Raw genomic sequence first — 13652 nt, 5'->3', positions numbered from 1 at the left:
CGAAATCGGCCGACGGCCGACGATCTGGTAGTCGCCATCGATTTCGATTGCTTCCGCCCTGCCAGGCCGGCCGGAAAAAAAGCGTCCGGTGCATGGCGCAAAGACCACACCGATCTCCGGCACGCCGTGACGTATGAGCGCAATGTTGACGGTGAAATCGGTCCTGCGGTTGACGAATTCTTTGGTGCCGTCGAGCGGATCCACTAGAAAGAAGGCGTCGTCGAGGTCGGGCGGCACGACGCCGCTCGATGCCTCTTCCTCGGCCACGCAAGGGATGTCGGGGAAGGCGGCGCGCAGCCCAGCGAGAATGATCTTTTCGCTCTCGCGATCGGCCTCGGTCACAGGCGAGCTGTCTGATTTCTGGTCAACCGCGCAACCAGCATCGAATACGCGCATCACCGCTCGCCCCGCGGCCAAGGCAAGGCGCTCGAACACGCCGAGCATCGCTTCGTCGTCAGATGCCGCCGCCGCTGTCGTATTGGTTTTCGGCAATGTCGCGCTCGTTCAGCCAGAGTTCCAGGGCCTCTACCATCTCCTCGGCAGACTTGCCGAGTGTCTTGAGATGGATTTCGGGGTTTTCCGGGGCTTCATACGGGGAATCGACGCCGGTGAAATTCTTGATTTCGCCATTCAACGCCCGCGCATAGAGACCCTTCGGATCGCGTCTGGCGCATTCCTCAAAGGGCGTATCGACAAACACCTCGACGAATTCACCGTTGGCCATCAATTCCCTGGCCATGCGCCGTTCGGCGCTGAAGGGCGAAATGAAGGAAACAATGACGATCAGCCCGGCATCGGCCATCAAGCGCGCCACTTCCGCAACGCGGCGAATGTTTTCGACGCGGTCGGCGTCGGTGAAGCCAAGATCGCGATTGAGGCCGTGGCGGACATTATCGCCATCCAGGATGTAGGTGTGGCGGCCGGTGGCGAACAGCTTCTTCTCGAAGAGGTTGGCGATGGTCGACTTGCCTGAACCCGAGAGCCCGGTGAACCAGAATACGGCAGGCCGCTGGTTCTTCAGATCGGCGCGACCGTGCTTGCCGACATCGAGCGATTGCCAGTGAATGTTTTCGGCGCGGCGCAGCGAATGCAGGATCATGCCGGCGCCGACCGTGGCGTTGGTGATGCGGTCGATCAGGATGAAGGCGCCGGTCGTGCGGTTCTCGGCGAAAGTGTCGAAGGCGATTGGCGCCCGCGTCGAGATATTGCAGATGCCGACCTCGTTCATTTCGAGCGACTTGGCCGCTTCATGGGCAAAGTCGTTGACGTTGACGCGGTATTTCAGGTCGGTGACGGTGGCGCTGGTCTGATCGGTTTCGGTGCGCAGGATGTAGGAGCGGCCCGGCAACAGCGCGTGCTCGTCGAACCAGACGATGTTGGCGGCGAACTGGTCCGCGACCTGAGGCCGCGCCGTCGGCGACACCAGCATATTGCCGCGCGAGACCTCGACCTCGTCGTCGAGAACAAGGGTGATGGCCTGGCCGGCGACCGCTTGGCTGAGGTCGCCGCCATGCGAGACGATGCGCCTGACGTGAGCGGACTTGCCGGATTTGGCGACAACGACCTCGTCGCCTGTTGAGACGGAACCAGAAGCAATCGTGCCGGCAAAGCCGCGAAAATCGAGATTGGGGCGGTTCACATACTGCACCGGAAAACGGAACGGCAGTTCGACAACGGCTTCATCGACCGACACGGTTTCCAGATGTTCGATCAGCGTCGGCCCGGAATACCACTTCGTCTTGTCCGAGCGGCCGGTGACGTTGTCGCCGTAACGGGCAGACATCGGGATTGGCACGATCGTCTGGAAGCCGAGCTTGTGCGAAAATTGCCTGAAATCCTCGATGATCCGTTCGAACACGGCCTTGTCGAAGCCGACGAGATCGATCTTGTTGACGGCGAGCACGATGTGCCGAATGCCCAGCAGCGAGGCGATGATCGAGTGGCGCCTCGTCTGGCGCAGCACGCCTTGGCGGGCGTCGATCAGCACGATGGCCAGATCGGCGGTCGACGCGCCTGTCGCCATGTTGCGCGTGTATTGTTCGTGGCCGGGCGTGTCGGCGACGATGAACTTGCGTTTCGGCGTGGCGAAGAAGCGATAGGCGACATCGATGGTGATGCCCTGCTCGCGCTCAGCCTCGAGGCCGTCGACCAGCAGCGCGAAATCGACGTCGTCGCCCGTCGTCCCGTGCTTGCGCGAATCCCGCTCAAGCGCGGCAAGCTGGTCCTCGAAGATCTGCTTGGTGTCCGAAAGCAGGCGCCCGATCAGCGTCGACTTGCCGTCGTCCACCGAACCGCAGGTCAGGAAGCGCAGCAGCGACTTTCGTTCCTGCACCGCAAGATAGTCACGAATGCCGTCGGTGGAGGCGAGGCTTTTGGCCATGATGTGGCGCATGCTCAGAAGTACCCCTCGCGCTTCTTCTTTTCCATCGAGCCCGCTTCATCCCGGTCGATCAGGCGGCCCTGCCGTTCGGAGGTGCGCGCCGTGAGCATTTCGCCGACAATGGCCTCCAGCGTATCGGCGTCCGATTCGATCGCGCCGGTCAGCGGATAGCAACCAAGCGTGCGGAAGCGCACCAGCCGGTTGTCCACTGTCTCGCCGGGGCGCAATACCATGCGGTCGTCATCCCTCAGAATGAGCATGCCGTCACGTTCGACGACCGGCCGCTCTTTGGCGAAATAGAGCGGCACGATCGGGATGTCTTCCTGGAGAATGTACTGCCAGATATCGAGTTCGGTCCAGTTCGACAACGGAAAGACCCGGATCGATTCACCGGTCGCGATGCGGGTGTTGAATATCTTCCACATCTCCGGCCGCTGGTTCTTCGGATCCCAGACGTGCTGGGCGTTGCGGAAAGAGAATATCCGCTCCTTGGCGCGCGACTTCTCCTCGTCGCGACGGGCACCGCCAAAGGCTGCATCGAAGCCGTACTTGTCGAGCGCCTGCCGCAGCCCCACGGTTTTCATCACATGGGTGTGGGTGTTCGAGCCATGGTCGAAGGGATTGATGTTGTCGCGCACACCATCTTCGTTGACGTGGACCAGGAGATCGAAGCCGAGCTTCTGCGCCATCTGATCGCGAAAAGCGATCATCTCGCGGAATTTCCAGGTCGTGTCGACGTGGAGAAAGGGAAACGGCGGTTTGGCGGGATAAAACGCCTTCATGGCAAGGTGCATCAGCACGGAGGAATCCTTGCCGACGGAATAGAGCATGACCGGCTTGGCGAACGCCGCCGCAACCTCGCGAAAGATATGGATGGATTCAGCCTCGAGCCGCTGAAGGTGCGTAAGCGCGATGTTCATGGACTGTGAGCGTTCTCTCGTGCCATCCAGACCTTGCATCGATGCATCAGGCGCAATTTTCAGCCACCCGGTTCAAGCGTCACTTCTGGACAATGTCTTTTCGTGGTCTTTTCGTGCAGGCGTTCTAGCAGATCGCCATTGTTTATAACAATGCAAGACAAGCCTGCCCTAGAGTGGTTCGGGAATGAATTTTCCACGTTGCGACCAGAACCCGGAAATTCCTGCTCAATGAGCCAAGGGACCTAGTTGCCCAAGAAAAATATTCGTGGATCACGAGTGGTGGATTGAGCCGCACTGTCGATTTTGATGGCAGCCCGACCCTGGCGTACTATCGAAAACCATGATCAGCCGCTATACCGGCTCCTGAATGAGCCACCGCGTAGCGCATGTGCATGAATCTTGAAGATCATTGCACCAGCCACGGTCAAGTTAAAATCCTCATCTCAAAAGATCCCGAAGAATGCGAATTATACCTTTGGACAGAATTTCATCGATAAGACAACAATTCACACCTTCGCGGGTCAATACCTATTTCTCCGTTCTTTGCTTCTTTTTTCCCCCTGTTTTGGGATCGGTGGTTAGCTTTGCATTCAATGGCGGCGGCCTGTGGTCGAGCTTGCTGGTTGCCTTGAAGAGACGGCGCTTCAATGTCGATCGGCCCATGGCCACCCTCACCGTCGCGATCTATGCCTTTTGCGGCGCCGTTGTCCTTGCTTCCATCGTCAACAACTCGATTGCGAGGGATGCGACGCATCTTGTGCCGCTAATCACCTTCCTGTTTTTCCCCTTCTCATATTCGGTCTGGAGCATTTCCCACAAAATCACCCTTGCCCGCGTCATCATACTGAGCAGCACGGCCGCTTGCTTCGGCGCATTGCTGCTGACGGCCATCCAGTACTATTGGCTCGGCATGCCGAGGGTTGAAGGTGGTGCTGGAAATCCGATCGTGTTCGCGACGGTTGCCTGCCTTGGTGTTTTGGTATGCATGGCTGGCGCTTTGTCGGGCGTCGAAAAAGCCAGGAGCCTTCTCGCCTGTGCGGCGCTGGCCGGGACAATTGCCATCCTCTACTCCGGTTCGCGTATCATCTGGCTGGCGATGCTGATTGCAGGCATAGCCGTCCTGCTGATTAATCGACAGAAGCTCAAGGGCAAGTACGCCCTTCGTCTGTTGTTGATACTGGGCTTGGCGGGCCTGGCTCTCGCTGCCTTTGGATTCCAAACAATATTGGAGCGAGCCGAGTTCCTCCGTTCCGACTGGGAGGCGCTCACGGCGCATGGCAACTTCGGCACCGCCTTGGGATTTCGCGTTGCCATGTGGCAAATTGGCCTCGACGCATTTCGCGAAATGCCGCTTTTCGGACATGGGGTGGGCGCGACGCCGCTGCTGATGAAACAGGGATTCCAGGAGCAGTTCGGCATGGACAAAGGCTTCAGCCACTTCCACAACGGCTTTCTGACGGCGCTGGTGGAAGCCGGAATCGTGGGAGCTGTCACCTTGGCGGCTATATTCGTCGTTGCCACAAGAAACGCAGCAAGGGTGCTGCGCACCAGCAGCGATCCGGTCGAACGGTTCGGCGCGACTATGATCATCATCGTCGTCATCACCTATCTCACAGGCGGGATGGTAGGCATCCTGGTCGGTCACGACATTCTGGATTCGGTGCTCATGGTATTCCTGGTGTCGGGGACATATCTTGCATCGGGGCGCCATATGCCGCTGGCGGACGAACAGGCGCTTCCTGTGACATCGGTTGCCCGGTAAGCAATGCAATGAAGGTGTTGGTCACAGGCGCGACAGGGTTCATCGGGCGCCTCGTCGTGCAACGCCTCCAAGACGCGCAGTTCGAGATCCGGACCGCCTCCCGGCACCCGGAAAAGCTCGGTTCGGGAAACGACATCCTCCCGCTGCCGAATTTCGACGCGCCTGCCGAGGCCTTTGCGACGATCATGAAGGACGTCACGCATGTCGTCCACTGCGCCGGGTTGAACAACGATCGGGGCAATCCAACCGAAGCCGACTACCTGAACGCCAATGCCGAATTGACCGAGCAGCTCGCGCGCGCCGCGGCTGCACAGGCCAGCGGACGCTTTATTTACCTGTCTTCGACCCGGGCTGTGGTCGGCGCCGGCTTCAGCGAAAGGCTCGACGAAGAGACTATCCCTGCCCCGCAATGCGCCTATGGGCGTTCGAAACGCGAAGGCGAGATCAGGATACTGGATGTCTATGCATCGTCCGGCCGTTCCGATGCCGCCATGCTGCGCCTGCCGCCGGTCTACGGATCTGGCATGAAGGGAAATCTGGCGACACTGATGCGCTTGGCCGACACCGCCTTGCCGCTGCCCGTAGCGGCCCTGGCGGGCGTCCGTTCGCTCATATCCTCCGAGGCAGCGGCCCGGGCGGTTTTGCACCTGTTGACCCATTCGATCCCGCTTCGCCCCGTCTATATCGCCAGCGATAAACGGCCAATCCCGGTCGCCGCCATCATCGAAGCCTTTCGACAAGGCTTTGGACGGCCGAAACGCCTGGTTGCGGCACCTGCCGGCCTGATACGGCCGATCGCATCGTTGCTGGGCAAACGCAAATTTTGGGACAGCCTGACGGCAACGCAGATATGCGATCCGTCCCTGCTCATTTCGGAGGGCTGGGTGCCGGAAACCGATACGATCGAGCGACTGACCGAAATAGCGCGGCTAAGCAGACTTGCTCAGGTCCGATAAATCGTTCCAAGCAGAATCCTGATATCGAGACCGAACGACGCCGCCTTGAGATAAGCGGCATCGGTTTCGGCACAGAGGATCGGGGCCGACATGTCGATGCCTCGGATCTGAGCCAGGCCGGTTATGCCCGGAAGCATGGATGACACGCCCAACTGCTTGCGACGCTCGATCAGCTCCGTTTGGGTGGGCAAGCAAGGACGTGGCCCGACCAGGCTCATTTCCCCCTTGAGGACATTCCAGAGTTGCGGCAATTCATCGAGCTTGAACCGCCGCAAGAACTTTCCGACCACCGTAACCGAATTTGCCGGCGCCTCGTGCGAGGGCAATGACGGCGTTCCCAGATACATCGTTCTCAACTTGTGGCAGCGAAAAAGCCCGCCGTTGCGGCCTACCCTCGTCTGGGAAAAGATTGCAGGCCCCGGTGACGATAGCCGAATAGCCAGGATGGCAAGCAACAGGACAGGCGACGTGATCAGCAACAGCAGGGCCGCCACCACGAGGTCGAAGGTCTGCTTCGCTGCCTTCACATGCATTAAATCCGGCCGGAGATGATTGCCAAATAGAGCCCGAAGGTTCCAAAAGGCGTCTGCCGATAGACGCCGCTTTGGCGTAGATAGCTCAGGCGACTGAAGATATTGCCCTTTCGCGCCTGAATGAACAAGCCTAGGCACGCAGCCGCGTCTGTCGTGAGAAGATCACGATTGGCGGCCAGACCGCTGAGATTCTCATCCGTCCAATTGGCAAATCCGCCTTTCAGCAGATGTGCGAGCCGGGAAAATCTCGCCCTCCACGAAACGTTGGCCCCGACCAAATTTGCCCCATGCTGGCGGTAGCGCACCAGAGGCCGCGGATCATACCGAACGATGCCGCCTGCAGCCGTTACGATGAGATAGGCCCACCAATCGTGACTGACAAATCGGGTCTTTGACGACGCCTTGGCCAGCAGGTCGCGTGCCGCGCCGTTGATCATGATGGTGTTGCCGCCGGCAATGCTTTGCACGAGAGCGTTGCGGAAGGACGGCGGTCGTTGGAACAGCGGCGAATAGCCAATTACGCTTCCGTTTTCGGTCATGGTTGCGGTTCTGGAGCAGGACATAGCCGGGATTTTTGCGTCCAGCGTCTGCATCCAGCGGACAGCGCTTTCCAGCCTGTCTGGCTCCCAAATGTCGTCCTGGTCGCAAAAGGCATAGTAGTCCGCCTCAATCCGCGGATCGATAATCATCGACCGAAAATTGGCAGCGAAACCCTGGCGGGGCCCGTCCACCAAGGTCAGCCGACCCTTGTGCCAGCGGGATTTCCAGGCGCCGATGATGGTGGTCGTGCCGTCGGTCGAACCATCATCGGAAATCCACAGATCGACCGGGGAATGCGACTGCGCGAGGAGAGAGCCGAGCTGTTCTTCGATGAAAGCCGCGCCGTCCTTCGTGCCCATCAGTATGGCAACGCGCTGTTCTTGTTTGCTCACGATTTTGGTGTCATCTGCAAATGCCTGAGGACGGCTATCGGATTTGTTCGCTTCATCCAATCACAACCGCCCGAAGGGTGTCCTATCCTGCATGTCCAATTCTTTTCGGACCTGTTTGCCGACGTAGGTCACCCGCAGATCTTTCTGCTTGATGGAGCCCTTCCAGCACGGCAAGCGCCGAGCCCTTGTCCTGGTTCTTCATCGCTGTTTGCAACGCCGTAAGCGCGGTCTCGACCGTCGGCCAGCCGACAACATCCGTCCTGAGGCCAAAAACCTTGGAGGTGCTGAGCTCAACGACTTCTTCATCTTCGCCGTGGAGCGTTTCATGAAGTTTCTCGCCTGGCCTTATCCCGGTGAACCGGATTGGGATATCCGTGTAGGGGCTCTTTCCAGCCATGCGGATCATCGTCTCGGCGACCTCAACTATGGACACCGGCTTGCCCATGTCGAGCATATAGACTGCATAGTCGTCGCTGCCCTGTCGCGACGCCGCATCGGCTGCCGACATGATGACGAGGTCGACGGCTTCGGCCACTGTCATGAAATAGCGCGTCATGCGCCGATCCGTGATGGTGACAGGCCCTCCAGCCTCGATCTGTGCCTGGAATATGGTCGCCACTGAACCATTGCTGCCAAAAACGTTGCCGAACCGGACGGCAATGAACTTGGTGCCGGAATGATGCCCCCCCGGTTGATGCCCGTTTGGTTGGGCCGCATGGGTTTCATGTAAGGCGCTCACGATCTGCTCGGCTGCTCGTTTTGTCATGCCAAGCACGGATGTCGGATCCACCGCCTTGTCACTCGAGACAAGCACGAACTGCGGAACCCCGCATTTGGCGGCTACCTCTGCACAGACAAGCGTTCCGAAAACGTTGGTCTGGATCGCCGCATCCCAGTTTTCCTCGAGCAGAGGGACATGCTTGAGCGCGGCGGCATGAAAGATGATGCAGGGTTTGAATTCGCTTATGACACGCGTCATTTGCCGCCGGTCCGCCACATCAACGATGCGGGCCTTGAGACGATCATGGTCTTTCTCGTCGATATATTGGCTCAACTGGAAAATGCCAAACTCGGAGAGATCGGCGACCAGAACCGCCTCGGCGCCCAGTTCCAGCGACCGCCTGACCAGAGTTCGCCCGATGGAGCCGGCTCCGCCCGTCACCAGGACGCGCTTGCCACGGACAAATGTGCCGATACGCTCGATGTCGGAAGGCACCGCTGGACGGCGCAGGATCGTTTCCATCTCGACGGCGTCGAGAACCAGCTTTCCTCCCTGCCCCAGTTCGGAAAACCCCGAGAATTGCACAACGGCTATGCCACTATGCCGGGCGACACGAACCAGCTCCGAATACTCCTCGATTTCCCGCCCGGCACCATTTCCGAAAATCAGCATGTCGAGGCTTTTCGTGCCCCTTGTGTAATCCTCCAGGAATTCCGTCAAACGGGGGCGGACCGCCACCACCGGAACCCCTTGAATCCGGGTACCCAACGGCGCGTCGTTTTCTATCGCCATGACCCCCGCGATGGAATAGTCCCCGGGCTGCGCCGTGCGCGTAAAGCGAATGATCAGATCGGCCTCGCCGAGCCGGCCGACGAACAGGGCTTGCTTCGTCAATCCCTTGTCGGCGGCCCTGTCCAAGATACGCCAGCTCGCTCCGTCACGAAGAAAGCGATAGAAGAGCCGAGGGGCCGATATGATCGTAAAGGACACGAGGAGGAAGACGATGAACTGGCGCTCGTTGAGGCCCGTCACCGGCTTGAAGAAACGAAACGAGAGCGAGGCGCAATAGAGCGCGACAGTCAAAATCGCGCAGCTCTTCAGGATGTTGAAAAAGTCCGGCGTCGAGGCGAAGCGCCAGACCGTGTTGTAGAGGCCGCAATATCTGAACAGCAAATGGCTGAAAGTGACGATGCACGCCCAGGTGGTCAGGCCCTCGTAGGAAAAAGCTTCGAAAGAGAGGTTGGACCGCGACAAAACCAGACTGAGCGCGACCGCGACCAGGACCATGACGGCGTCCTGGATCATGATAAAGGCGCGCCGCATGTCCGGCCGAAGTCCGAATACGGCTTCCAAGTATGAATTCATTTCGCGGCACTATACTCCAGGATCGAGGACCGGTCGCCAGGGTGATACAGGCGAAGCTCATTCGCCGCCGATCATGTTGTCTTGTCGTGCCAATCACCAGCCACCGGTCGTATCGCATACTGCGGAGCCGCAGTCATCGCCAGAGATTTTTTAAAGCCTAGTCTACGTGGCCGAGCGGGGCGGTATTGATAAGTCAACTCCGTGGTCTACAAACAGCATCGGGATGGCCTGGTGGCCGGTTTATTCACAAAACCCGCACGATGCATCAGAGGTCGGCATGACATTCGTCGCGGCATGGCGACTCAAGGCGACGGGCTCATCGGGATGTTATGTCTCTCTTGAGCTTTTGTCCGCAACCTTGGCAGTTGCGGCAATCTCCGCATTGCTGGCTTTTCACAACATCGACTTTCCGTTCGGTGTCCATCCCGACGAAGCCATCAAAGTGGGATTTGCCTTTGGGCAACCCGACAATTACCGCCATCCACCACTGCTGATCGTATTGGCGCGGTTTGCAGCATGGCTCGATGGCGCCGTGCATGACCGGGATTTTCGCTTGGCTGGCCGGACCGTCTGTGCACTTGCTTCCGTCGCGGCGAGCGTCCTCTTTTATCTCGTCTTGCGGCGATATGCGGACCAGTTCAACGCTTTCCTGTGGGGTTGCGTTTTTGCGGCGTCACCGGCCATCACAATCCACGCGCACTACTTCAAAGAAGACGCAATTCTTATTTTCGCGATCTGCATGGGATTGCACGCGCTTGTACGACTGAGAGAGCGCACCGACATCGTCGACCTTCTTTATTTCGGATTCGCATTGGGACTCGCAATGGCGGCCAAGTATGTCGGAGTCATCAACAGTTTGGTGCTGTTCGTTGTGGCGATCGCATATTGCAAACTGGAGTGGAGACAAGCCGCGATCGTTGCCGCAGTCGGCACACTGACCGTTCTGGCCGTTTATGCCGCGTCGCTTTTGACCGAAACCGGCAGCGGGCTTTCGACCATAGTCCGAGGCTTCGTTATTGAACTAAACCATGTTGAAGAAGGGCACGATCTGAAAGAGTGGTTTTTCGAGGGCTACGGGCTGACTCACTTCCGTTATCATCTGATTCCCAGCCTCACGGTGCCGACGACTGTCATCTCATTGGGAGCAATCGCCATCGCTATTCTTGGCGATCGCAACAGGGCTGTCGCCGCTTTCGCGGGCGCGGCTATTGCGTGGCTTTTCATGCTCGAACTCTCGCCGCTGAAGATCATAGGATCCATGCGTTATGTTTTGCCCGTGGCAATCTATCTGCTTTTGGCGGCCGGCATTGCCTGCTCCATGGCCATAGCGCCCAGGTCGCACTGGATGAGCGCCGGCCTGGGGCTTCTGGCCATGGCAGCCAGTTCTCATGCCAGCATCGAGTACACCGGGTCTATGAGCAGGGAAAATGATACGCGCTTCGCAGCCATGCGTTTTCTCGAAAGCCGGGGGACTACCCGCTTCCTCACGGATTATTTAATGGGAGAGCCGGCACCCGAGACACGAGACTATCGAGATTTGTCGTCGGTCGACTATCTCGTATCGCAGAGATTTACACGGTACCTGCGCGGTGGAGATTTGAGCGAGCAACCCCAACTTACCTACGTGCTGGCCGGCATGTTCCGTTGTCTCGACGGCCATATCGCGGCGCAGTTCTCAAAATTGTACGGCGACTACGCTTACGTGGCTCCCACCGTGAAGATTTATGATCTGCGGCAAGCGCGCTTCTGTATCCCGGATCCTGCAGAACTTGGACCTTGATCAGCCTGGTTTGCACCAGTTCGCTGCGACTCTCGAAGGCCTAAGCGTCAAACACGATAGTGTTATTCCAGGGTGCGAATAGAATACAATAAATGGAGATGGCGTCACTTCGTCAACATCACAATTTACTCGAAAATAAATCTTCCACAATTGCTCCTTCTAACAAATACTTATCGATATCACTATCGTTCACAAAAAAAGACGCATACTCTTCTTCAAGAAGGCCATCGTCCTTGAGCGCCAGCCAGCGACGGATGTGCCAAGACGTGTTTGGATGCACATCTTGCTCCTGCCGGAATCTTACCCTTGCCTGTTCGAGCTTCGCCAGAAAGTGATCATATGTGCGAACGGGGAAATGGCGAATCAGAGCGTGTTCAGAGACCGCACGTTCGCCGATTTCATGTTCGATGCTGTGATTCCCACGAGCAATGGAACGCAGTCCCCGCAAAGGGAACAGCATTTTGCCAGGCATCCTTCGAAGCAAAATTGGCAACTGAGTTGGAAATGGCCTAGCCACCCTGTAACGTGCGGCAAGGAGTGGGTTCTTAGCAAATTCTGAAAGTTCGGCTTTCAGCGGCACCATATTGTGCCTTGGGCAAATCAAAGGGCATTGCAGCTCATCTGCAATTTCCTTGAAGGTTGATCCAAACCCCGAAATGAACTCGTCGGCATCCAGACTTATCGCAAAATCTATCCCTCTTTGAGATAGGCATTCTGCCAAAATTCCTGCCCATACATCCTGCCTGTAGTCGGTGTCTGCCTGTGATAGGATCGATATCGGAATATCTTTTGAGAGTTCTTCAATTATGTCCCTAGTTCCATCCGCCGACAGATTGTCCATTATCGCAAAGTGATCGAATCCTTGACTTGCATGAAATTTCAGATTTTTTTCAATGACGTCGGCCTCATCCCGCACGATCATTATCAAGCCTAGAGTTTTCACGGTTCTATTTTCTCAATAAGAATTTATCAAAATGACTTCGATCGCGGCAATGCGCCAAATCGGTCAAAAGACGTCCCGGCATTTTTCTAGGCTCTTTCGGCAACATCATCTTCAGACGAAATCGTGAGCATGGGCTCCAGGTTCAGATAGCCTATTGCAAGCAGATCTGGCTCAGGCGAAACGCGAAAAAGCTCGGCGTCCACAACCCTATGCATCGTGTAGGTTTCACCTGCAACTGTGCCGGTTACCTCGCAATTTGCGACATAGGTTCCCGGGAGAAATCTACAGTCAAATTCGAACCGTATGTGGCGCGTTGTCGCCTTCGATACCGACCTCAACTGCGATCCGGGTGTACGATTGCTATTGGCGCCTCCAAGGCCAACACCATTGAGCAACTTGATGAACATTCCAAAGCCAACATTGTTGGCTTCTTCCGAGAAATCCACAAAATAATCAAACACATAGCGTTTTCCGAGCTGTAGAGTGTTAACACGCTCTCCAGCGAATGTGAGAATCCGGATATCACGGATACGGGCACCCCGTTCTTCCAGATGAATAACTGACTGCGACACAAGCGTCGGATCAAAGTGCTCTGCATATTTGACCATTTGAACTTGATCTTGAATTTGAGGCACCGAAGCTCCAGGCTCTTGACCAGAGTTTGGTAACGGATCCGTGGTTGTCTCGTCCACATCGGCACCGGGGGTTGTTTGTTGAATCCATGTCCCTGTTTGAGCCGGATTCAGATCTGGCAATCCTACAATGGCCGCGCGGACCTCGCCGGCCGCATGGGTACTCGCATTCACCAGTCGCTGGTATTGGTTGACCACCGCCTTTGGGGTCCCCTCGAATATCTTCTCGCCGGCATCAATCAGCATGGCTCGCGTGCACAACTGAACGATCGTCGATGCGCCATGGCTGACGAACAGGATGGTGCCTCCCCTGTCCTTGATCTGCTCGATGCGGGTGAAGCATTTGCGCTGGAACGCCTCGTCGCCCACGGCAAGCGCTTCGTCCACCACCAGAATATCCGGGTCGACATTGATTGCGGTGGCAAATGCTAGCCGCACATACATGCCCGAAGAATAGGTCCTCACCGGCTGGTCGATGAAGGGGCCGATGTCGGCGAAGCGTGCAATGTCGTCGAAGCGCCACTCCATCTCCTTCTGCGGCACGCCAAGGATGGAAGCGTTGAGGTAGACGTTTTCGCGACCAGTGAACTCCGGATTAAAGCCGGCGCCAAGTTCGAGCAGTGCGGCGACGCGGCCGTTGATCTCGACCGAACCGCTGGTCGGCTGCAGCGTGCCGCAGACGATCTGCAACAGCGTCGATTTGCCGGAACCATTGCGGCCGATAATAC

At 57.4% G+C, this 13652-nt stretch carries 11 protein-coding genes; 3 read left to right on the top strand and 8 right to left on the bottom strand.

The window, feature by feature from the left end:
- The 3 genes from E5W87_RS06290 to cysD form a co-directional block, all read right to left on the bottom strand.
- The coding region (locus E5W87_RS06290; protein WP_292395092.1) for an inositol monophosphatase family protein at positions 1 to 444 on the bottom strand (444 nt) is incomplete at its 3' end.
- A 10-nt stretch (positions 445 to 454) separates the two neighbouring features.
- Positions 455 to 2392 carry a sulfate adenylyltransferase subunit CysN gene (gene cysN / locus E5W87_RS06285; RefSeq protein WP_292395047.1) on the bottom strand — a complete coding sequence of 646 codons (1938 nt, stop codon included), beginning with the start codon at positions 2390 to 2392 and terminating at the stop codon, positions 455 to 457.
- Between the two features lie 2 nt (positions 2393 to 2394).
- Positions 2395 to 3300, bottom strand: a complete 906-nt coding sequence (gene cysD / locus E5W87_RS06280; protein WP_292395045.1) for a sulfate adenylyltransferase subunit CysD — start codon at positions 3298 to 3300, stop codon at positions 2395 to 2397.
- Positions 3301 to 3775: 475 nt separating this feature from the next.
- Between cysD and E5W87_RS06275 the strand changes: the two genes are divergently transcribed.
- Positions 3776 to 5062, top strand: coding sequence for an O-antigen ligase (locus tag E5W87_RS06275; protein ID WP_292395043.1), 1287 nt, complete (start codon positions 3776 to 3778; stop codon positions 5060 to 5062).
- Positions 5063 to 5070: 8 nt separating this feature from the next.
- Positions 5071 to 6018 (top strand): NAD-dependent epimerase/dehydratase family protein, encoded by a 948-nt coding sequence (locus E5W87_RS06270; RefSeq protein ID WP_292395041.1) that lies wholly within the window; start codon positions 5071 to 5073, stop codon positions 6016 to 6018.
- On the opposite strand, the gene E5W87_RS06265 is transcribed toward E5W87_RS06270, so the two are convergent.
- From E5W87_RS06265 to E5W87_RS06255, 3 genes are read right to left on the bottom strand one after another with little or no spacing between them, the layout of a single operon-like run.
- Positions 6006 to 6551 (bottom strand): sugar transferase, encoded by a 546-nt coding sequence (locus E5W87_RS06265; RefSeq protein ID WP_292395039.1) that lies wholly within the window; start codon positions 6549 to 6551, stop codon positions 6006 to 6008. The genes E5W87_RS06270 and E5W87_RS06265 overlap by 13 nt on opposite strands.
- Entirely contained in the window at positions 6551 to 7543 is a 993-nt protein-coding gene (locus tag E5W87_RS06260) for a glycosyltransferase family 2 protein (RefSeq protein WP_292395037.1), read from the bottom strand. Before E5W87_RS06260 ends, E5W87_RS06265 begins: the two co-directional genes overlap by 1 nt.
- 22 nt (positions 7544 to 7565) lie before the next feature.
- Positions 7566 to 9569 carry a nucleoside-diphosphate sugar epimerase/dehydratase gene (locus E5W87_RS06255; protein WP_292395035.1) on the bottom strand — a complete coding sequence of 668 codons (2004 nt, stop codon included), beginning with the start codon at positions 9567 to 9569 and terminating at the stop codon, positions 7566 to 7568.
- A gap of 277 nt (positions 9570 to 9846) precedes the next feature.
- Between E5W87_RS06255 and E5W87_RS06250 the strand changes: the two genes are divergently transcribed.
- Positions 9847 to 11349, top strand: a complete 1503-nt coding sequence (locus E5W87_RS06250) for a glycosyltransferase family 39 protein (RefSeq protein WP_292395033.1) — start codon at positions 9847 to 9849, stop codon at positions 11347 to 11349.
- Between the two features lie 118 nt (positions 11350 to 11467).
- Here E5W87_RS06250 and E5W87_RS06245 read toward each other — a convergent pair whose 3' ends face one another.
- Positions 11468 to 12292, bottom strand: a complete 825-nt coding sequence (locus tag E5W87_RS06245; RefSeq protein ID WP_292395030.1) for a glycosyltransferase family 2 protein — start codon at positions 12290 to 12292, stop codon at positions 11468 to 11470.
- Positions 12293 to 12378: 86 nt separating this feature from the next.
- On the bottom strand, positions 12379 to 13652 hold a 1274-nt coding region (locus E5W87_RS06240), incomplete at its 5' end, for an ABC transporter ATP-binding protein (protein ID WP_292395028.1).

The sequence above is a fragment of the Mesorhizobium sp. genome (assembly GCF_004962925.1).
GTDB lineage: Bacteria > Pseudomonadota > Alphaproteobacteria > Rhizobiales > Rhizobiaceae > Mesorhizobium.
The sequence above is the reverse complement of the archived record's forward strand: the minus strand, read 5'-3'. Positions and strand labels throughout refer to the sequence as shown.

Excerpts from the sequence above, each read along its gene's own strand:
- cysN (WP_292395047.1), bottom strand. The coding sequence starts at position 2,392 with ATGCGCCACATCATGGCCAAAAGCCTCGCCTCCACCGACGGCATTCGT.
- cysD (WP_292395045.1), bottom strand. The coding sequence starts at position 3,300 with ATGAACATCGCGCTTACGCACCTTCAGCGGCTCGAGGCTGAATCCATC.
- E5W87_RS06270 (WP_292395041.1), top strand. The coding sequence starts at position 5,071 with ATGAAGGTGTTGGTCACAGGCGCGACAGGGTTCATCGGGCGCCTCGTC.
- E5W87_RS06265 (WP_292395039.1), bottom strand. The coding sequence starts at position 6,551 with ATGCATGTGAAGGCAGCGAAGCAGACCTTCGACCTCGTGGTGGCGGCC.
- E5W87_RS06255 (WP_292395035.1), bottom strand. The coding sequence starts at position 9,569 with ATGAATTCATACTTGGAAGCCGTATTCGGACTTCGGCCGGACATGCGG.
- E5W87_RS06250 (WP_292395033.1), top strand. The coding sequence starts at position 9,847 with ATGACATTCGTCGCGGCATGGCGACTCAAGGCGACGGGCTCATCGGGA.